18 protein-coding genes are annotated in these 18,568 nt (G+C 75.7%); 8 read left to right on the top strand and 10 right to left on the bottom strand.

What is annotated here, in order from left to right; translation table 11 throughout:
- The 6 genes from GA0070558_RS19030 to GA0070558_RS19005 all read left to right on the top strand — a co-directional run bounded on the left by GA0070558_RS19030 (position 1) and on the right by GA0070558_RS19005 (position 6,356).
- Positions 1-252, top strand: a complete 252-nt coding sequence (locus tag GA0070558_RS19030) for an acyl carrier protein (protein WP_091282040.1) — start codon at positions 1-3, stop codon at positions 250-252.
- 70 nt (positions 253-322) lie between these two features.
- Positions 323-1,297: a hypothetical protein gene (locus GA0070558_RS19025; RefSeq protein WP_141722260.1), complete on the top strand. Its 975-nt coding sequence runs from the start codon at positions 323-325 to the stop codon at positions 1,295-1,297.
- Positions 1,294-2,532: an aspartate aminotransferase family protein gene (locus GA0070558_RS19020; protein WP_091282033.1), complete on the top strand. Its 1,239-nt coding sequence runs from the start codon at positions 1,294-1,296 to the stop codon at positions 2,530-2,532. Before GA0070558_RS19025 ends, GA0070558_RS19020 begins: the two co-directional genes overlap by 4 nt.
- Positions 2,525-3,919, top strand: a complete 1,395-nt coding sequence (locus GA0070558_RS19015) for a beta-ketoacyl synthase N-terminal-like domain-containing protein (protein WP_091282029.1) — start codon at positions 2,525-2,527, stop codon at positions 3,917-3,919. Before GA0070558_RS19020 ends, GA0070558_RS19015 begins: the two co-directional genes overlap by 8 nt.
- Complete coding sequence (locus GA0070558_RS19010; protein ID WP_141722259.1) at positions 3,916-4,914, top strand: beta-ketoacyl-[acyl-carrier-protein] synthase family protein; 999 nt, start codon at positions 3,916-3,918, stop codon at positions 4,912-4,914. Before GA0070558_RS19015 ends, GA0070558_RS19010 begins: the two co-directional genes overlap by 4 nt.
- Positions 4,911-6,356: a class I adenylate-forming enzyme family protein gene (locus GA0070558_RS19005; RefSeq protein WP_091282024.1), complete on the top strand. Its 1,446-nt coding sequence runs from the start codon at positions 4,911-4,913 to the stop codon at positions 6,354-6,356. The genes GA0070558_RS19010 and GA0070558_RS19005 overlap by 4 nt, the downstream gene beginning before the upstream one ends.
- Positions 6,357-6,452: 96 nt before the next feature.
- Here GA0070558_RS19005 and GA0070558_RS19000 read toward each other — a convergent pair whose 3' ends face one another.
- From GA0070558_RS19000 to GA0070558_RS18960, 9 genes are all read right to left on the bottom strand, one after another.
- The gene (locus GA0070558_RS19000; RefSeq protein ID WP_091282020.1) at positions 6,453-7,715 is read right to left on the bottom strand and encodes a glycosyltransferase; all 1,263 of its coding nucleotides are present in this window, start codon (positions 7,713-7,715) and stop codon (positions 6,453-6,455) included.
- Positions 7,712-8,656: an ACP S-malonyltransferase gene (locus GA0070558_RS18995; RefSeq protein ID WP_091282017.1), complete on the bottom strand. Its 945-nt coding sequence runs from the start codon at positions 8,654-8,656 to the stop codon at positions 7,712-7,714. Before GA0070558_RS18995 ends, GA0070558_RS19000 begins: the two co-directional genes overlap by 4 nt.
- On the bottom strand, positions 8,653-9,387 hold the full coding sequence (locus tag GA0070558_RS18990) for an SDR family oxidoreductase (protein WP_091282014.1): 735 nt from the start codon (positions 9,385-9,387) through the stop codon (positions 8,653-8,655). The genes GA0070558_RS18995 and GA0070558_RS18990 overlap by 4 nt, the downstream gene beginning before the upstream one ends.
- A complete protein-coding gene (locus GA0070558_RS18985) occupies positions 9,384-10,529 on the bottom strand; it encodes a hypothetical protein (RefSeq protein WP_091282011.1) in 1,146 nt (381 codons plus the stop codon). Before GA0070558_RS18985 ends, GA0070558_RS18990 begins: the two co-directional genes overlap by 4 nt.
- Complete coding sequence (locus GA0070558_RS18980) at positions 10,526-11,269, bottom strand: HAD family hydrolase (RefSeq protein WP_091282007.1); 744 nt, start codon at positions 11,267-11,269, stop codon at positions 10,526-10,528. The genes GA0070558_RS18985 and GA0070558_RS18980 overlap by 4 nt, the downstream gene beginning before the upstream one ends.
- The gene (locus GA0070558_RS18975; RefSeq protein ID WP_077937607.1) at positions 11,266-12,255 is read right to left on the bottom strand and encodes an NAD-dependent epimerase/dehydratase family protein; all 990 of its coding nucleotides are present in this window, start codon (positions 12,253-12,255) and stop codon (positions 11,266-11,268) included. Before GA0070558_RS18975 ends, GA0070558_RS18980 begins: the two co-directional genes overlap by 4 nt.
- Positions 12,256-12,363: 108 nt before the next feature.
- On the bottom strand, positions 12,364-13,380 hold the full coding sequence (locus GA0070558_RS18970) for a Gfo/Idh/MocA family protein (RefSeq protein ID WP_218107034.1): 1,017 nt from the start codon (positions 13,378-13,380) through the stop codon (positions 12,364-12,366).
- On the bottom strand, positions 13,377-15,122 hold the full coding sequence (locus tag GA0070558_RS18965; protein ID WP_091282004.1) for an N-acyl-D-amino-acid deacylase family protein: 1,746 nt from the start codon (positions 15,120-15,122) through the stop codon (positions 13,377-13,379). Before GA0070558_RS18965 ends, GA0070558_RS18970 begins: the two co-directional genes overlap by 4 nt.
- Positions 15,115-16,032 carry an FkbM family methyltransferase gene (locus GA0070558_RS18960; RefSeq protein WP_256092017.1) on the bottom strand — a complete coding sequence of 306 codons (918 nt, stop codon included), beginning with the start codon at positions 16,030-16,032 and terminating at the stop codon, positions 15,115-15,117. Before GA0070558_RS18960 ends, GA0070558_RS18965 begins: the two co-directional genes overlap by 8 nt.
- A 285-nt stretch (positions 16,033-16,317) precedes the next feature.
- Here GA0070558_RS18960 and GA0070558_RS18955 point away from each other — a divergent pair, with 285 nt between their 5' ends.
- Positions 16,318-17,160 (top strand): nucleotidyltransferase domain-containing protein, encoded by an 843-nt coding sequence (locus tag GA0070558_RS18955; RefSeq protein WP_158229424.1) that lies wholly within the window; start codon positions 16,318-16,320, stop codon positions 17,158-17,160.
- On the top strand, positions 17,147-17,728 hold the full coding sequence (locus tag GA0070558_RS18950) for an AAA family ATPase (RefSeq protein ID WP_198956553.1): 582 nt from the start codon (positions 17,147-17,149) through the stop codon (positions 17,726-17,728). Before GA0070558_RS18955 ends, GA0070558_RS18950 begins: the two co-directional genes overlap by 14 nt.
- A 50-nt stretch (positions 17,729-17,778) precedes the next feature.
- Here the strand turns inward: GA0070558_RS18950 and GA0070558_RS18945 are convergent, their stop codons facing one another.
- Positions 17,779-18,567, bottom strand: coding sequence for an ABC transporter permease (locus GA0070558_RS18945; RefSeq protein WP_077937610.1), 789 nt, complete (start codon positions 18,565-18,567; stop codon positions 17,779-17,781).
- Between the last annotated feature and the right edge of the window lies 1 nt (position 18,568).

Genomic DNA, 18,568 nt, shown 5'->3' with positions numbered 1-18,568 from the left:
ATGACCGACGCCGACAGCACCCTCGGCCAGCTCGTCGCGCTGCTGCTGCGCCGCCAGGGCAACCCGGTCGACTCGATCGGCCCCGACGACCGGCTGCTCGACCTGGCGGTCGACTCGATCGACATGGCGTACCTGATGTCGCACTTCGAGCGCCAGCACGACGCCGACTTCGCCGACGAGGACTTCGAGCTGAGCCGGTACGTCACGGTGGGCGACCTGGCCAAGGCGATCGACGCGCGGATCAATGGCTGAGGGCGCGACGCGGACCCGCCGCCCCCCGGTTATGGACCCGGGGCTGTCGCTGGGCTGGGACGACGGCCCCATGGACGGGCTGAGCTGCCTGCTGCGCTGCGTCGAGTCGGCGCTGCGGGCCGAGGGCCTCGACAACCGGGAGATCGCCCAGGCCCTCGCCGTGCCGCTGGACCTGCGCGGCGACCGGCGCAAGTCCTCCTGGTTCCGGCACGGCCGGCTGGACTGGCGCAACGCGGTCGACGGCCACGAGCACTGGGACGAGTTCACCGCGCTGGTCGCCGCGGGCACCCCGTGCGTGCTGATGCCGGACCGCTACTACTGGCCCGGCGACGAGTTCGAGGGGGTCGCGCACTTCCTCGACCACATGGTGCTCGCCGTGGCGTACGACGGCGAGGTGCTGGAGGTGCTGGACACCGACGCGCCGCCGGCCGACGGGTACCGCCGCCGGATCCCGGTCACCCCCGACGTGGTCCGGGGCTGCTGCCGGTTCGCCACGGTGCACTTCACCCCGCCCGACGACGCCGCCGCGCTGCGCACCACGCTGCTGGAGCCGACCGCCGTGGCGCTGGCCGAGGACCTGCCGGCGCTGCGCGCCGTCGCCCGGCGCTGGCGGCGCGACGGCCTTACCGGGCCCGCCGCCCGGGCCCTGCACGTGGTCGTGCTCGGCGCGGTCCAGCCGTCGCTGTTCCTCACCGCGCTGGCCGTCGAGCAGGCGTATCCGGCGCTGGCCACCGAGCTGCTCGCCGCGTCCCGCGCGGCGCAGAAGCTCGGCCGGACCCTCATCGGCGCGCACCGCTGGGCGGGCGCGCAGGCCGACGACACCTCCGTGTACGCCCCGGTGCTCGCCGTCTTCGAGGCGTGCGAGGCGGCGCTGGCCCGGCTCGGCGACGAGCTGCACCGCCAGCTCGACCTGCCGACGCCGGACCCCGATGCCACCGGCGACGACGAGGGCGTCTGGCGGCGGATCGTGCGCAACCAGGCGTGGTGCTACGCCGACCGGGTCGCGCCCGCCGACCAGCACCGCGACGAGGAGAGGAACCGATGACCGGAGAAGGCCCACTCGACCTGAGCGAGTCCCAGGCGCTGCGGCGGCGCGCCGTGGCGGTCGACGCCACCCTCGCCTACGAGGGCTACGTCCTGGCCCGCGACCGCCTCGTCGACGGGGCGTACCCGCTGTACGGCGAGCGCGCCAGCGGCGCGCACATCTGGGACGTCGACGGCAACCGCTACCTCGACCTGATCCTCGCCTACGGCACGATCATCCTCGGGCACGCCGACCCGGTGGTCACCGAGGCGGTCCTGCGGGAGATCCGCGACGGCTTCGCCATCACGCTGCGCAAGCGGGTCCAGGTGGAGCTGGCGGAGCTGCTGACGGCGGTGATCCCGCACGCCGAGAAGGTCTTCCTGCTCAAGACCGGCTCCGACGCCACCAGCGCCGCCGTCCGGCTCAGCCGCGTGCACACCGGGCGGACGCGGGTGATCCGCTGGGGCTACAACGGCTGGCACGACTGGTGCGCCACCCGCCCCGGCGGGGTGCCCACCGAGGCCCAGGCCGTGGTGGACAGCTTCGACTACAACGACCTGGACAGCCTGCGGGCCGCGTTCGAGCGCCACCCCGGGGAGGTCGCCTGCCTGCTGATGATGCCCTTCGAGGTGGACCCGCCGGCCCCCGGCTTCCTGGCCGGCGCGGCGGAGCTGGCCCACGAGCACGGCGCGCTGTTCGTCCTGGACGAGATGCGCTCCGGCTTCCGGATGGCCCCCGGCGGCGCGCAGGAGCGCTACGACGTCCGGGCCGACCTGGTGACGTTCAGCAAGGCCATGGCCAACGGCTACCCGATCTCCGCCCTGGTGGGCCGCGAGGAGGTGATGCGGGCCGTCGGCGAGGTGCACATCAGCTCGACGTTCCACGTCAACGGCGCCGAGATGGCGGCGGCGGTGGCCACCATCAGCCAGCTGCGCGACGGTGCGATCCTCACGCACGTCGAGCGCCTCGGCGAGCGGCTCCAGGCGGGGCTGGCCAAGCAGTTCGCCGAGCACGGCCTGCCCGGCCGGGTGCTGGGGGTGCCGCAGATGCCGTTCCTGCGGTTCACCGACCCCGACGAGGCGGCGCGCGGCCGGGCGCACGACGCGTTCTACACCGAGACGACCCGGCGGGGCCTGCTGCTGCACCCCAACCACCACTGGTACGTCTGCGGCGCCATGACCGACGAGGACGTCGACGCCGCGCTGGAGGCGACCGCGTCCGGCTTCCGCGCCGCCGAGGCGGCCGCCCATGGCTGAACCGGGCCTGCCGCAGGTCGTCCACCGCGTCCGCGAGCTGCTGGCCCGCTACCGCGACCCGGCGCAGGTCGACGGCCTGGGCGACGACGAGCCGCTGACCGTCCTCGGCGTCGACTCGGTCACCCTGATCACCGTCGCCGCCGAGCTGCACCAGCGGTGGGACCTCACCATCCCCGACGACGCCGTGCTCGACCCGGCGGCGTCGGTCGCGTCCCTCGCCGCCGCGGCCGTCGCCGCCGACCGCCCGGAGGGCCGCACCGGCGGCCGGCTCGACGTGGTCGGGATGGGCGTGGTGGCCCCCACCGGCCACGGCGTGCCGGCCCTGTGGGACGGCCTGCTGGCCGAGCGGGCGCACCGGCTGCCCATGCCGTACGACGCCGCGCGCGGCCACCGGGCCGGCGCGGTGGCCGGCGCGTCCGCCGCCGACGTGGTGGCCCCGGACCGCCTGCTCGACCTGGTCTGCCTGGCCGCCGGGGAGGCGCTCGACGGCCTGGACCCGGGCCGCCGGGCCGGCGTCACGCTCGTCGTCGGCACCACCGACACCGGCGGCAACGCCCTCGGCCACGCCCTCGCCGGGGCGGGCGACGACCGGGCGGCGCTGGCCGGGTGGGTCGCCGAGCGCGCCGCCGAGCAGCTCGGCCTCGGCGCGGCCGTCACCGTGGGCAGCGCGTCGGCCTCCGGGGCGGTGGCCCTCGGGTACGCCCGCGACCTGCTGCTCGCCGGCGACGCCGAGGAGGCGCTCGTCGTCGGCGCGGACACGGTGTCGAAGTCCGCGTTTCACGGCCTGGCCGCCCTGCGCACGCTCGGCGTGGACGGCTGCCAGCCGTTCCACGAGGCGCGGCGGGGCATCGCGTTGTCCGAGGCCGCCGCCGCCTGCCTGCTGCGCCGGCCGTCCCCCGGCGACGACGCCGTCCTCGGCCGGCTGGCCGGCTACGGGGCGAGCAGCTTCACCACCCACATGGCGGCCCCCGAGTCCGCCGGGATCGAGCTGGCGCTGCGCCGCGCGCTGGCCGCCGCGGCCCTCGCGCCGGGCGACGTCTCGTTCGTCAACGCCCACGGCCCCGGCACCAAGCTCGGCGACGTGGCCGAGATGCGGGCGCTCGCGGACGTCTTCGGCGACCGGGTCCGGACGCTGCCGATCAACAGCGTGAAGGGTCTGCTCTGGCACTGCCAGGGCGCGGCCGGGGTCATCGAGTCGCTGGCGTGCCTGCTGTCGCTGCGGCACGGGACGCTGACCCCGACGACGGCGGCCGAGCCCGTCGACCCGCAGTGGAGGGAGCACGACATCGTGACCAAGCCCCGAGAGCTTGTCGACGCCCGGTCGGCCGTCTCCGTCTCCTGCGGCCTGGGCGGCGTCAACACGGCCGTCGTCTGGGAGCGGGCGTGAGCACGGGAGCCGGGGTGGGCACGGGAGCGGGCGTGCACACGGCGGCGGTCGGCGCGGCGACCGTGACGACGGTGCGGCTGGCGGCCGGCGGCAGCGACCGGTTCGCCCTCGACGAGGCGGCGCGCAACCGGGCCCGGGGGCGCGACGGCTGGCCCGCCGAGCCCGACCTGACCCGCGTCGTGGTCGACCGGTTCACCGACGTCGTCGGCCGGGTCGTGGCGGCCGGTGGGCTGGACACCGCCGCCCGCCGGGAGACCGAGGTCGCGGTGGGCACCCTCTACGGCATGGCCCGCGTCGGCGAGGTCATGCACGAGCAGCTCGACGAGGCCGGGCCGAAGTGGCTCGCGCCGGAGATGTTCGTCTACTACTCGCCGCACTCGCTGGTGTCGGCGGCGGCGGTGGCGCACGGGCTCGGCGGCGCGGCGACGACGCTGCTCGGGCGCGACGGCGGGATGCAGGCCCTCCTGCACGCGGTGCGCCGGCTGGCCACCGGCCAGGCCGACACGGTGCTGGTCGGCGCGTACGAGGCGCTGACCCCGTTCGCGGACGCGGCGCTGGACCGGCTCGGGGTGCCGCACCACGCCCAGTTCGGCGACGTGGCGGCCGTGCTGCTCGGCCGGGAGGCGACCGGGGACGCCGGTGACCGCCACCGGCTGTCGGTTGCCCGGGGCGTGGCGTCCGGCCGGGCGCTGCCCGACGTGCTGGACGCGGCCGGCGTCGACCCGGCCGCCGTCGCCGACGTGCGGCTGTGCGGCGCGACCGTCGCCGTCCAGCAGGCCGCGCGCGCCGAGTTCGGCGCGGCGTTCCCCCGGGCCCGGACCTGGGTCGGTGGGGCGTCCTCGCCGGCCGTCGGGCCGGTGTGCGCCCTCGCCGAGGCGGTCGCCCCGCCCGCCGCCCCCGGCACGGAGACCGCCGCCGAGGGGGAGGCCGCCGGCCGGGTCGTGGTCGTCGTGGCCGGTCGGCCCGGGGCGTGGGACGTGGTGCTCGCCCGATGAGCGGCCCGGCCACCCTCGCGGACGCGCTCGCCGAGGTGGCGGGCAGGAACCCGCACCGCCCGGCGGTCGTCGCCGGCGACCGGACGTTGACGTACGCCGAGCTGCTGCGGCGGGCGGACGGGCTCGCGGCGGGGCTGACCGGCCGGGCCGCCACCGTCGCGCGGTGCGCGGCCGACGTCGCCGTGACGGTCGTGGCCGCCACGATCGCGGACGTGCCGCTGCTCGTCGGCGACGCCCGGGCCGCCGACGACGAGCGGGACCGGGCCCGGTCGCTGTTCCGCGCCGACCGGCTCGTCACCGGCGACGGCGACCGGCTCACGGTCGAGGGGCTCACGGTCGCCGGGTTCGCAGGGCTCGACGGGTCCGTCGCCGGGGACGCCGACCGGCTCGCCGCCGTGGGCCACCACGGGCCGCCCGAGGTCCCCGCCGGGGACGGGCCCGCCGGGCTGGGGCTGTCGACGTCGGGCAGCGAGGGCTGGCCGAAGTGCGTGGAGCGGCCCTGGCCGGCCGTGACGGCCAACGCGCGGGCGTTCGCCGCCGCGCTGGAGCTGGCCCCCGGCGAGGTGGTCGCCTGCACGACCCCGCCGCACCACAGCTACGCCCTGTGCGGCGGCATCGTCACGACGCTGGTCGCCGGCGGCACGTACGTGGCGCTGGACCAGCGGCCGGGCCCGCGCACGGTGGCCGACGCCGTCGACGGGCACCGGGTGGCGGTGCTGCTGTCCGTGCCGCTGCTGTACCGGTGGTTCTCGACCGCCGGCCTCGCCACCCGGCACCGGCCCCGGCTCTGCGTCTCGGCGGGCGCGCCACTGCCGCCGGAGGACCGCCGGCGGTGGACGGAGGCGGTGGGCTGGCGCATCGGCGAGCACTACGGCACCTCCGAGCACGGCATGCTGACCCTCGACACCGAGTCGGTCGCCGGCTCCGTCGGCCGGCCGGTCGCCGGGGTGACGCTGACCGTCGACCCCGCGCCCGGCCCCGGGGACGTCCTCGTGTCCTGCGCCGGCCCGCCGACCCGCGTCCACGCCGCCGGGCCGCCCCCCGGGCCGGCCGGGCACGGGCCCCAGCCGACCGGCGACGTGGGCCGGCTCGACGCCGACGGGCGGCTGCACCTGCTCGGCCGCCGGGGCGGCACGCTCAACGTCGCCGGCAACAAGGTGCCGGCCGCCGAGGTCGAGGACGCGCTGCGGGCGTTCCCCGCCGTGCGGGACTGCGCGGTGGTCGGCGCGCCGGGGCCCGGCGGCGGGCAGGAGGTCGTGGCGTTCGTCGAGGCCGCCCGCGAGCTGGACCACCGGGCGCTGTACGCGTTCCTGCACGGGCGGCTGGCCGCGTACAAGGTGCCGGCCCGGGTGGTCGTCGTCGACCGGCTGCCCCGCAACGTCAACGGCAAGCTGCTGCGCTCCGAGCTGCTGCGCGGGCTGGCCGCCGGCACCTGGCGCTGACCCGCGCGGGCGGGCCGGCGTCGGGCACCGGCGGCGTGCCGTGGTGGGACATGCGCCGCCCGGCACAGTGGACTGCTCGGCACAGCCGGGGGCCGCTCAGCGCAGCAGCGCCGCGAACGACTCCGCGAGGTCGGACTCGGCGCGCAGCCGGGCGAGGCTGTCGCGGGCGTAGCCGGCCCGCTGCGTCAGCGTGGCGTCGTCGAGCGCCTCTGCGATCGTGGCCGCCAGGTCGGCCGCCGGCACGACCGGATCGTCGGTGGCCCCCGAGTGCCGGTTGACGTACCGGATCCGGCCGTCGGGCTCGACCTCGGTGGTCCGCGCCACCAGGCCCGCGCCGTGGTCGGCGAGGAACTGCCGGCCGTTGGCCTCCTGCTCGCTCATGAACGGCAGGACCACCTGCGGCTTGCCGTGCAGCAGGCCGGCGAGCACCGTGGAGTAGCCGCCGTGGTTGACCACCAGGTCCGCCCAGCCGATCGGCCCGGTGATGCCCGTGAACCCGCCCAGCTCCACGTTCGGGTAGCGGTGCAGCCACTCGCGGGCCGCGAACCCGGCCGACAGGAACACCGACAGGTCGGGCCGGTCGCACGCGGCCAGCACCTCCCGCAGCGCCGTGTCGGCCACCATCCCGCCGCTGCCGATGGAGACGTACACCCGGCGGGTGCCGGCGGCGGCGCGCGGCACGTACGGCGCGCCGGGCGGATCCCAGTACAGCGGGCCGACGTACGCCGGCCCCGACCGGCCGGGCGGGGCGGGCGGCGGCGGCTCCACCTCCGGCGCGCTCGGCACCACCGTCAGGTCGCCCCACAGCAGCTCGGGGATGCTGCCGACCGGGTCGAGCCCGTGTTCGGTGGCGACGGCGTCGAGGGCGTCCAGGGCGCTCGGGTGCGGCAGCAGCGTCGTCGGGCCGGCGGCGCTCCACGGCATCCACGCCAGCGGGTCGGGGCTGAGGAAGTCGGTGTCGGCGATCGACACCAGCGGCAGGCCCCGCAGCCGGGCGGCGAGCACCGCCGTGGGCTGCATGTCGGTGACCACGATGTCGGGCCGGTACTCGTCGATGGCGGCCAGGTCCCGCCGCAGGTGCTCGGCCAGCACCGACCGGCGGTAGTAGCGCGCGGTCACCGCGTAGACGCGTTCCACGTTGGCGAACGGCAGGAACGCCGGCACCCGCTTCGGCGCGCCGTCCGGCGCCGGTTCCCCGATCATCCGGTAGCCGCCCTCGGCGACCATCCGGGGCACCCCGGACGGGCCGAAGGCGCACTCGAAGCGCCCGCGCAGCCGCGCGGCGGCGGCGAGCGCCCGGCCGGTGTACCCGGCGCCGCCGCCGGCCGACCAGGGGCAGAAGAGGACCTTGCGGGTCATGGGAGCAGCGCCTCCAGTCCACGGGGATGGTCGAGGGAGTGCACGGCGTCGGCCGGCAGGTCCCGGCGCAGCACCTTGCTCAGCGTGCGGCCGGGCCCCGCGTCGACCAGCAGGTCGGCGCCCGCGTCCCGGGCGGTGGCCAGGCACTGCCACCAGCGCACCGGGGCCAGCATGTGCCGGTGCAGGTCGGCCCGGATCTCCGCGACGTCGCGGCTGGCCCGCCCGGTGGTGTTCAGCACCACCGGGACGCGGGGCTCCCGCAGGTCGGCGTCGGCCACCAGCGGGGCGAACCCCGCGTCGGCCGGGGCCATCAGGGGCGAGTGCGCGGCGAGGGCGATGGCGAGGGGCACCACCCGTTCCGCGCCCGCCGCCACGGCCCGCTGCGAGACGGCGGCGACGGCCGGGCCCGCGCCGGAGACGACCACCTGGTCGGGGCCGTTCACCGCCGCCACCGAGACGGCGTCGTCCCCGGCCGCGCGGACCAGGTCGGCGACGGCCGGCTCGGACAGCCCGATGAGGGTCGCCATCGCGCCGTCGGCGGCCAGGCTGGCCCGGTGCATCAGCTCGCCGCGCCGGGCCACCAGGTCCAGCGCGTCGGTCGCGGACAACGCCCCGGCCGCCGCGAGGGCGGTGAAGTGGCCGAGGCTGTGCCCGGCCACGCACACCGGCGGGTGTTCCGCGCCGCGCCGCGCCGCCTCTTCGACCAGGGCGTACCAGCCGGCGAGGCCGGCGAGGAAGACCGCCGGCTGGTTCCAGTCCGTCCGCGCCTGGTCGGTGCGCTCGGTGCGGAAGCAGATCTCGCGCAGCGGCAGGCCGGTGCGGGACTCCGCCAGGTCGAACAGGTCCCGCACGGCGGGGGAGGCGTCGTGGAAGCGCTGGGCCATGCCGGGGAACTGTGCGCCCTGGCCGGGGAAGAGCAGCGCGTACCGGGGGACCGTCACGCGCTCATCCCCCCGTCGACGGCGAGGACCTGCCCGGTGACGTAGGAGGCCCCGGGGGAGGCGAGGAACGCGATGGCGGCGGCCACCTCGGCGGGCGTGCCGGCCCGGCCCATCGGCGTCTGCGCCAGGATCGCCGCGCGGGCCGGGTCGCCGCCCTGCGCGCTCATCGCCGACGGCACGTAGCCCGGTGCGACCGCGTTGGCGGTGACCCCGAACCGGGCGGTCTCCCGGGCCACCGACTTGACCAGCCCCACCAGCCCCGCCTTCGCGCTGGCGTACGCCGCCTGGAACGGCCAGCCGCGCAGCCCCGCCACGGACGTGGTGACCACGATCCGGCCGTGTCCCCGGCCGGTCATGTCGGGCAGCACGCCCCGGATGAGCAGCATCGCGGCGGTCAGGTTGACCGCGAGGGTGGCCGACCAGTCGTCGGCGCGCACCCGCGCCACCGGGGCCGGGCGCAGCACTGCCGCGTTGCTGACCAGCACGTCCACCGGCCCGGCCCGGCGCGCCGCCGACAGCACGGCCGCGACCCCCGCGTCGGTGCCGACGTCGGCCCGTACGGTGGCGACGCCGGCCGTGTGCGGCGTCAACTCGGCCACGAGGCGCTCGGCGGCGGCGACGTCGCGGTGGTAGTGCAGCACCAGCGACACGTCCGGGCCGGCCAGCGCCTGCGCCACCGCCTGCCCGATCGCCCCGGTCGCGCCGGTGACGAGGACGGTGCGCCGGCTCATGCCGGCGTTCCGCCGTGGCAGCGCTGGAGCACGCCGACCCACTGCCGCATCAGGTGGGCCATCTGGTGGACGAAGCCGCGCAGCTCGTGCGTCCACACCCGACCGGTCATCGCCTCGACGGCGTCCTGGAGCTGGTACGACAGCGACACGTACGCCTCGGCGTAGGTGTCGCCGTCGAGCTTGGCGTCGTGCAGCCAGGCGAGCACGTCCTCCAGGACCGCGATCGCGGTGAGTTCCTGTTGCAGGTCCCGCAGCAGCAGGTGCTCGTTGCGGGTGTGTCGGGCCAGCGGGTCGCCGAACCGCACGGCGTGCCCGAGCCGCTTGGCGCACGCCTGCACGAAGTAGCCGCTGAAGATGTCGGCGTACCGGTCGATCTCCTGGCCGTGGTGGCGGTAGCCCATGCGCGGGAAGTAGTAGGCGGGGATGGCGTCGCGGTGCACGGCGGTGTTCTGCGAGTTGACCGGCGCCCAGGTGTCGGTGTCGCAGACCAGGGCCGGCGCGGGCATGGCGGTCACCTCGGGCCGCACGGCGATGCGGGTGATCGCGTCGACGTCGGGGTCGCCCAGCCACAGCCCGGCGTTGATCCGCACGTCGACCGTTTCGGTGCGCTCGGCGGTCGGGGTGGGGTTGCGGTGCGCGTACGGGAAACCGCGCGGGTAGACCGGCATCGGCGCGACGGTGAGCTGCCCGCACGGGTTCCACCAGCCGGAGGCGGCGGTGACGACCCGCGCCGGCCGGGGGCCGGCGGCCACGATCGCGTGGGCGGTGAGGAAGTCGCCGTCGATGGGGAAGTTGTCGTCGTCGACGGAGACGAGGAAGTCGGCGTCGGACTGCCAGGACAGCAGGTAGCCGACGTTGCGCCGGTTGTCGGAGTCGTACGGCACGAGGGTGGGGGCGCCCAGGTCGGCCAGGAGGGCGTCCTGCTCGGCGACGGTGGGGCAGACGACGTGCAGGCCGTCGCGGCGGGCCCGCTCGACGTTGTCGAACAGGGCGGCGGGCGTCTTGCGGTCGGGGATGACGACGATCCGCACCCGCCGGTACGCGTCGGCCGCGCCGAGCAGCGTCCGGTACGCCGACAGGAACGCCTCGCCGTCGCCGATGGTCGTCATCACGACGTCGACGCGGGGCAGTGTCTCGCTCATCGGACTCCTTCTGTGGATGCAACGGGGGTGAGCAGCCGCAGCACCGCGTCGAGGGCGGCGCTGCCGCCGAGGTCCGCCACGACCGCGTCCGCGCCCGCCGCGCGCAGCTCGTCGGCCGGCGTGGCCCCGGTGGCGACGGCGAGGCAGCGCAGGCCCGACGCGTGCGCCGCCGTGACGTCCTTGGCGGTGTCGCCGACCACCACGCCGGGCCCGGCACCGCCCAGCGCGGCCACCCCGGCGGCCACCACGTCGTCGCGGTCGCGGGCGGCGTCGCCGAAGCCGCCGTCGCGCAGCAGGTCCGCCAGGCCGGTGCGGCGCATCTTCCACCGGGCCACCGACCGGGCGTTGCCGGTGCTCATGCCCAGCGGGCAGCCGTGGCCGCGCAGCGCCTCCAGCAGGGCCCGGCAGCCGGAGAGCAGGTCGCCGGCGCCCCCGTCGGCTGCGGACCCGCCGATGCGCGCGGCGAGCGCGTCCATGACCTGCCGGGTGAGCTGGCGGAGCCGGCCGGCGGGGACGCCGTGGTGGCGCAGCGCCGCGTGCACCGTGCCGGCGTCGGTGAAGCCCGCCAGGTCGATGTCGGCGTAGAAGAGCTGGCCGCCCTCGTAGCGGAACTCCTCGGCGGCGCCGCAGACGTCGGCGATGGCGGCGGCCATCGTGGACATGTGGAGGCGCTGCACCGGCGCGCCGGGCCGGATGAGCGTGCCGTCGAGGTCGAACAGGACGAAACCGGGGGACGTCATGCCGGCGTCGCGTGCGCCGCGGCGCCCCGCGCGGCCGCGACCTCACCGGCGATCCACCGGTACGTGACGGCGAGGCCCTCCTCGAGGGGGATGTCGGGGGTCCAGCCCAGCACCTGGCGCACCAGCGTGTTGTCGGAGTTGCGCCCGCGCACCCCCTGCGGGCCGGCGACGTGCCGCAGGCGCAGGTCGTCGCGGCCGGCCGCCGTCATCACCAGGGCGGCCAGCTCGTCGATGGTCACCAGGCGGTCGGAGCCGATGTTCACCGGCTCGGCGTGGTCGCTGCGCATCAGCCGGTAGGTGCCCTCGACGCAGTCGTCGACGTAGCAGAACGATCGGGTCTGCCGGCCGTCGCCCCAGATCTCCACCTCGCCGCCGGGGGGCGCCTCGGCGACCTTGCGGCACAACGCGGCGGGGGCCTTCTCCCGCCCCCCGTCCCAGGTGCCGTAGGGGCCGTACACGTTGTGGTAGCGGGCGATGCGGACGTCCAGGCCGTACTGCTCGGCGTAGTACACGCAGAGCCGCTCCGCCATCAGCTTCTCCCACCCGTAGGAGTCCTGCGGGCCGGCGGGGAACGCGTCGTCCTCGCGCAGCGGCCGCACGTCCGGCGTGGTCTGCGCGTACTCGGGGTAGATGCAGGCGGACGAGGCGAGGAAGTAGCGCTGCGCGCCGGCCAGCCGGGCCGCCTCGACGGTGTGCAGGTTGATCAGCGCGTTGTTGCGCAGGATCGTCGCCGGGTCCTTCGAGATGAAGCCCATGCCGCCCATGTCCGCCGCGAGGGCGTACACCTCGGTGACGCCGTCGCACGCCCGCCGGCAGACCTCCGGGTCGCGCAGGTCGCCCACGACGAAGTCGTCGGCGGTCGTGGCGCGGAACTCCGGCAGCCGCAGGTCGGCGCCGCGGACCCACCAGCCCTGGGCCTGGAGGTACGTCACCAGGTGGCCGCCGATGAAGCCGCCGGCTCCGGTGACGAGTGCGCGTCTGGTCATGGGACAACCCTTCAGTCAGGTGGCGGTACGTCGCCGGGGCCGGTGCGCCCCGCCCGACGGGTCGGTGCGTCGGTGCGCTCCCCGGGCCGCGTCACGGCAGGCCGCGCGTTACGGCGTCGCCTCGACCGGCGGTTCGAAGGACCGGGTACGCACGGACCGCTCCGCCGCCATGGCCAGCGCCAGCGCCGCGTACGAGTCGCGCCAGGTGCCCGCCCGGGGGTCGGGCTCGCCGCCCCGCGCGGCGGCGAGGAACGCGTCGATCTGGGCGCGGTACGCGGCGGCGAAGCGGTCGCGGTAGTCGTGGTGGCGGGGGCGCCGGTCGGGGCCGTGCTCGGTGACCTGCCGCATCGGGGTCCGGTCGTCGAGCCCCACGGTCAGGCAGTCCCGCGAGCCGAGCACCTCGATGCGGACGTCGTAGCCGAGCGGGCTGTGCCGCCCCGCCGTGAGCACGGCGACCCCGCCGCCCTCGACGCCCAGCGTCGCCGCCACCGCGTCGTAGTCGTGCAGCTCGACCAGCTCGGGCACGGCCAGCACGTCCCCGATCGCGGCGACGCCGCTGACCTCCCGGCCGGTGAGCCACCGCACCATGTCGAAGTCGTGCAGCATCAGGTCGCGGAAGATGCTGCCGGAGGCGGCGAGGCGCTCCGGCGGCGGCCAGGCGGCGTCGTGGGAGAACATCCGCACCGTGTAGACGGTGCCGAGGTCGCCGTCGGCGATCCGGTCGTGCAGCGCGCTGAACCCGGCGTCGAAGTGGCGTTGGAAGCCGATCCACAGCGGGGTGCCGCCGTGGTCGGCGGCGAGGCCCAGCTCCCGGGTCCGGTGCAGGTCCAGCGTCAGGGGCTTCTCGCAGAAGGTGGGCAGCTTGCGTTCCAGCGCCAGCGCGACCAGCGCGTCGTGGCTCTCCGTCGAGGAGGTCACCACCACCGCCTCCGCGCCGTCGAGGAGCCGCTCGACGTCGTCGCACGCCTCGCCGTCGACCTGTGCCGCCAGCGCCGCGGCCTGCCCGGCGCGCGTGTCGTGGCAGGTCAGCGCCACGTCGCCGGACGCCGCCAGGTGCTCGGCGTACATGCGGCCGATCTGGCCGCACCCGACGAGGCCCACCCGCAGCCGCCGCGCCCGGCTCACGGCCGCGCCCCGGCGGTGTCGCGGGCGCCCCGGACCAGCCGGCCGGGGCGCGCGCCGGTGTGCTCGCCGTCGACGAACGTCACCTCGCCGGAGACCAGCGTGGCCCGGTACCCGTCGGCCCGCTGGATCAGCCGGCCGCCGCCGGCCGGCAGGTCGTGCACGAACTGCGGGGGCCGCAGCGCGAGGTTGTCGAAGTCGATGACGTTGACGTCGGCCTTGAACCCGGGCCGCAGCAGCCCCCGGTCGCGCAGCCCGTACAGGGCGGCCGTCTGCCAGGTCTGCTTGTGTACGACGAACTCCAGCCCGAGCCGTTCGCCGCGCGAGCGGTCCCGGGCCCAGTGGGTCAGCTGCGACGTCGGGGTGCTCGCGTCGCAGATCAGCCGGCAGTGCGCGCCGGCGTCGCTGAGCCCGACCACGCAGTGCGGTTCGCGGAGCATCTGGTGGATCGGGTCGAGGCTGAACTCGCTGTAGCCGAGCAGCGGACGCAGGAAGGTCTGCGTGCCGTCCCCGGCGACGAGCAGGTCGTACATGACCTCCTCGCAGTCGCGGCCGGCGCGGGCCGCGATGGCGGCGACGCTGTCCTCGCGCCCGGGTTCGTAGTCGGGCTGCCGGCCGAACGGGAAGTACTTCTCGTAGTCCTCGGGGAAGAGGTGCGCCCGGGGGTTGACGCTGGCCGGGGACTCGGCCAGGATCCGTCGCCGGATCTCGGGGTCGCGCATCCGGGCCACCCGCTCGGCCAGCGGCAGGTGCGCCAGCTGCTCCTGGTAGGTGGGGCGGCGCTTGAAGGGGTGGGTGCTCTCCAGGCCCACGATGACGCTGAACGGCCGCCCGGCGATCTGCGGGTACAGCTGCGCGCCCTCGGTCTCGTTGGCCCGGCGCGCCATGTCGACGATCTCCCGCCACAGGTGCGGCTCGTGGTCGTTCTGGAACAGGCCGAACGTGATCGGCCGGCCCACCTGCGCCGAGAGCCGCCGCATCCACTTGACCTCGCGGAACTGGTCCTCCATCGGCTCGCCGCCGGCCCCGGCGGGCACCAGCTGGAACACGCCGGTGCCCAGCTCGCCGAGCACCCCGCCGAGGGCGAACAGCTCGTCCTCGGCCGCGAACGTGCCGGGCACCGGCTCGCCGCTGATCGCCAGGTGGGTGGTCGTGCGGGAGGTGGAGAACCCGAGCGCCCCGGCGTGCATCGCCTCCCGGACGATGGCCGTCATCGCGGCGATGTCCTCCGGCGTGGCCGGCTCGTTGGCGGCGCCCCGCTCGCCCATCACGTACGCCCGGACGGCGCCGTGCGGCACCTGGGCGCCGACGTCCATCACCCGGGACAGGCCGGCGACCGCCTCCAGGTATTCCGGGAAGCTCTCCCACGCCCACCGGATGCCCTCGGACAGCGACGCGCCGGGAATGTCCTCGACGCCCTCCATCAGCCCGATCAGCCACTCCCGGTTGGGCTCGGTCACCGGGGCGAAACCGACGCCGCAGTTGCCCATCACCACCGTGGTCACGCCGTGCCAGCAGGACGGCGTCAACAACGGGTCCCAGGTCACCTGGCCGTCGAAGTGCGTATGGATGTCGACGAATCCGGGAGTGACGATGCACCCGTCCGCGTCGATCTCGCGCCGGCCCCGGCCGGAAACCCTGCCGACCGCCACGATCCGGCCGTCGGAAATGGCGACGTCACCGGTCCGGGCGGCGTCCCCGGTGCCGTCCACGACCGTGCCGGACCGAACGACGACGTCATACATCGAACAGGTGTCCTTTCTCGGCGGCGACGAAGACGAGGTTGTCGTATTCATACGATGACCTCGGTCGATGCGGTCGCGGTATTCCGTCGGACAGCTCGTAGGCCCGGTAGTCGTGGCCGACCATGAACTCGACGAGTTCGGCGCTGCGCGGCGCGCCCGGCACGTCGAGGTCGCCGACCTCCAGCGAGACGACCGGGCGCACCGTGCCCAGCAGGCGGCCCATGCCCTCCAGGACGTTCTTCTCGGCGCTCTCGGCGTCGATCTTCACCACGTCGGGCGTCAGCGCCCGCGCCGCGACGTACTCGTCGAGGGTGACCGCGGCGACCTCGTGCACGGTGGTGGCCACCCGCTGCCGCACCGCCGCCGGCAGCCGGGAGCGGTAGGCCGAGTTGTAGGGGCTGTAGCCGACGCCGTGGTCGGTGAGCGAGAGTGTCCCCGGCGACGACCAGACCGCCGCCGGCACCGCCGTGACGTTGCCGAGGCCGGCCACGTTCTGCGCCAGCAGCGCGTACGTCGCGGGGGTGGGCTCGAACGACACGACCCGGCCGGACTCGCCGACGCAGCGCGCCGCCAGCACCGTGAAGTAGCCGAGGTGGGCGCCGACGTCGAGGAACGTCGCCCCGGTGCGCAGGTGGCGCAGCAGGAAGGCGCTCAGCTCGTACTCGATGAAGCCGTGCCGGCGGATCGCGATGGAGATCTCGTCGGGCAGCCGCACCCGCAGCCGGTCGCCCCAGAACGTGCGGCCGTGGGCGAGCTTGGCGTGGCCGCGGTGCCGCCAGCGGCGCAGCCGCGCCGTGGACGGGAAGACGGTGAGGTACGGCCGGCGCAGGAAGGACCGCACCGGCCGCCCGGCCGTCGCCGCGTGGCGGCGCAGTTTCTCGGCGAGCGCCCGGCGTTGCGCATCCGTCACGGCAAAGGCCGAATCATGAGAGCCCCCGCAATGGTTCGTAGTTCGGTCGTGGCCGTCGATGGCACTCGATGCCATGGCGGCGCCACCGTGTCGTCAGACCGCAGCGTACGTCAATGTCTTCGACCGGTCCAGAATTGATTTCCCAGTGCCGATGCGACGCCCTTATACGACACGTCGAGAACGGCTGGAAACCCCTATTGCCGGCCCCTGAGGGCGGCCCGGCGCGGGCCCGGGATGTGCTACGTTGGCACGCGGCCGGTGACGGTACAGAAAGGGTGGCGGCCCGTGGGTGACGCCGAACAGGACGCGATCCTCGCCAAGATCCGTGACGCGCTCTCGGGGCTGCCCGGCATCGCGGGCCTCGCCCTCGGCGGATCGCGCGCGAGGGGCACCGCCGACCGCAGGTCCGACGTGGACGTCGGGGTCTACTACCACCGCGACGGCCGGCCCGACGTCCGGGAGCTGAGCGCCGCGTTCGCCCGCATCGACGACAGCGGCGACGCCGGGTGCACCGACTACGGCGAGTGGGGGCCGTGGATCAACGGCGGCGGCTGGCTCGTCGTCGACGGGGTGAAGACCGACGTCCTGCTGCGGGAGGTCGACCGCGTGCGCGCCGTCGTGCGGGCGTGCGCCGCCGGGCGGCCCGAGATCCACTACCAGCCCGGCCACCCGCACGGGTTCTGCACCGTCATCTACGCCGGGGAGCTGCACCACAACGTCGCGTTCCACGACCCGCAGGGCGTGCTCGCGCAGCTGCGCTCGCTCACCGACCCCTACCCCGAGCCGCTGGCGAAGGCACTCGTCGGGCAGTTCGGCTGGGAGTCGCAGTTCGCCCTCGACACGGCGGTCACCGCCGCCGGCCGGGGCGACGTCGCGTACGTCACCGGCTGCGCCTACCGGGCCGTCGCCTGCCTCACCCAGGTGCTCTTCGCCACCGCCGGCCGCTACCTCGTCAACGAGAAGGGCGCGGTGGCGGAGGCGGCGACCTTCCCGACCACCCCGGCCGGGTTCCGCGGCGGCGTCGAGGCGGCGCTCGCCGCCCTGTCCGCCGACCCGGGCGACCTGACCCGCGCCCTGCGACTGCTGCGCGACGTGCGCGAGGAGGTCATGGCCGGTGCCGGGGGGTGACGCCGGGCCCCGGGTCTGGATGGTCACCGGGGTGCCGGGGGCCGGCAAGTCGACGACCGCCCGCGCGCTGGCCCGCTCCGTGCCCCGGGGCGTGCACGTCGAGGGCGACGCGCTGCAACGGCTCATCGTCGCCGGCAGCCGGCCGCCGCAGCCGCAGCACGACGAGGAGGCCGAGCGGCAGATCCTGCTCAACGTCCGCAACCAGTGCCTGCTGGCGCGCTCCTTCCTCGCCGCCGACTTCCTCGTCGCCCTCGACTACGTGGTGACGTCCCGGCAGCGGCTGCGGCACTACCTGGAGCTGCTGCACCCCGCGCCGCTGGGCTTCGTGATGCTCCGTCCCGACCTGGCCGTCGCGGCGGTACGCGACGAGCGCCGCCCGCACAAGACGGTCCTGCACGGCTGGCTGCACCTGGCCGACGAGATGGCCGGTGAGCTGGCCGGCGTCGGCCTCTGGCTGGACAACGGCGACCTGACGGTCGACGAGACCGTCGCGGCCATCCGCGCGCGGGCCGGCGAGGCCACCCTGACCCTCGACGCGTTCGACGGCCCCCGGGCGTCGGTCGGCTGAGGCGGGCGGGCGGCGGCCCTCCCGGGGCCGGCTGGTCGGCTCGGGCCGGCTCAGTTCCCGGCGCTGTCGTAGCGGCGCAGCCCCCGGCGGAACACGGCGACGGCGAGCAGCACGCACCAGGCCGCCACCAGGGGCGTCAGCAGGCCCACCCACGCCAGCCGCCCGTGGTCGAGGAACGCCGACACCGGGAAGAAGCCGATGAACGCGAACGGCAGGGCGGTCGCCAGCACGGCCTGCAACCCCACCGAGTAGATGCTCAGCGGATACTTCGTCAGCTCACCGAGCTGGTCCAGGCCGGCGGCGAAGGTGTTGATCGCCCCCCGCAGCCAGAACGACGTGGAGTTCGCCACCACCGTCAGCGACACCTTGATCAGCAGCGCGCTCGGCAGCAGCACCGCCGCGAGCGCCACCCGCCCCGGCGTCCACGCCACGTCCAGGTGCGCCAGCGCGGTGCCGAGCAGCCCGCCGCCGACGGTCAGGTTGCCGAACGCGTTCATGCCGACCCGGCTGCTGCACACCTGCAACAGGCACGGGTACGGCCGCAGCAGCATCCGGTCCAGCTCGCCGCGGTTGATTAGCCCCGCCAGCCCCCACGTGCCCTCGGCGAGCAGCTCGCTGGCACCCTGGGCGAGCACCATCATCCCGAAGATCAACACGACCTCCCACACCCCCCAGCCGTGGATGCGGGGGACCCGGGCGAAGATCGTCGCGATGAGCAGCAGGCCGGCGCCCTGGGTCAGCACGGCGGCGACCACCAGGATCCAGAAGTCGGCCTGGTATTCCAGGGTGGCCCGCAGGTGCGCGCCGAGGCAGCGCCGGTAGACGCGCAGGGTGTGCACC

It is taken from the genome of Micromonospora haikouensis (genome assembly GCF_900091595.1).
GTDB classification, from domain to species: Bacteria; Actinomycetota; Actinomycetes; order Mycobacteriales; family Micromonosporaceae; genus Micromonospora; species Micromonospora haikouensis.
The sequence above is the reverse complement of the archived record's forward strand: the minus strand, read 5'-3'. Positions and strand labels throughout refer to the sequence as shown.

Excerpts from the sequence above, each read along its gene's own strand:
- GA0070558_RS19030 (WP_091282040.1), top strand. The coding sequence starts at position 1 with ATGACCGACGCCGACAGCACCCTCGGCCAGCTCGTCGCGCTGCTGCTG.
- GA0070558_RS19025 (WP_141722260.1), top strand. The coding sequence starts at position 323 with ATGGACGGGCTGAGCTGCCTGCTGCGCTGCGTCGAGTCGGCGCTGCGG.
- GA0070558_RS19020 (WP_091282033.1), top strand. The coding sequence starts at position 1,294 with ATGACCGGAGAAGGCCCACTCGACCTGAGCGAGTCCCAGGCGCTGCGG.
- GA0070558_RS19015 (WP_091282029.1), top strand. The coding sequence starts at position 2,525 with ATGGCTGAACCGGGCCTGCCGCAGGTCGTCCACCGCGTCCGCGAGCTG.
- GA0070558_RS19005 (WP_091282024.1), top strand. The coding sequence starts at position 4,911 with ATGAGCGGCCCGGCCACCCTCGCGGACGCGCTCGCCGAGGTGGCGGGC.
- GA0070558_RS19000 (WP_091282020.1), bottom strand. The coding sequence starts at position 7,715 with ATGACCCGCAAGGTCCTCTTCTGCCCCTGGTCGGCCGGCGGCGGCGCC.
- GA0070558_RS18990 (WP_091282014.1), bottom strand. The coding sequence starts at position 9,387 with ATGAGCCGGCGCACCGTCCTCGTCACCGGCGCGACCGGGGCGATCGGG.
- GA0070558_RS18985 (WP_091282011.1), bottom strand. The coding sequence starts at position 10,529 with ATGAGCGAGACACTGCCCCGCGTCGACGTCGTGATGACGACCATCGGC.
- GA0070558_RS18980 (WP_091282007.1), bottom strand. The coding sequence starts at position 11,269 with ATGACGTCCCCCGGTTTCGTCCTGTTCGACCTCGACGGCACGCTCATC.
- GA0070558_RS18975 (WP_077937607.1), bottom strand. The coding sequence starts at position 12,255 with ATGACCAGACGCGCACTCGTCACCGGAGCCGGCGGCTTCATCGGCGGC.
- GA0070558_RS18965 (WP_091282004.1), bottom strand. The coding sequence starts at position 15,122 with ATGTATGACGTCGTCGTTCGGTCCGGCACGGTCGTGGACGGCACCGGG.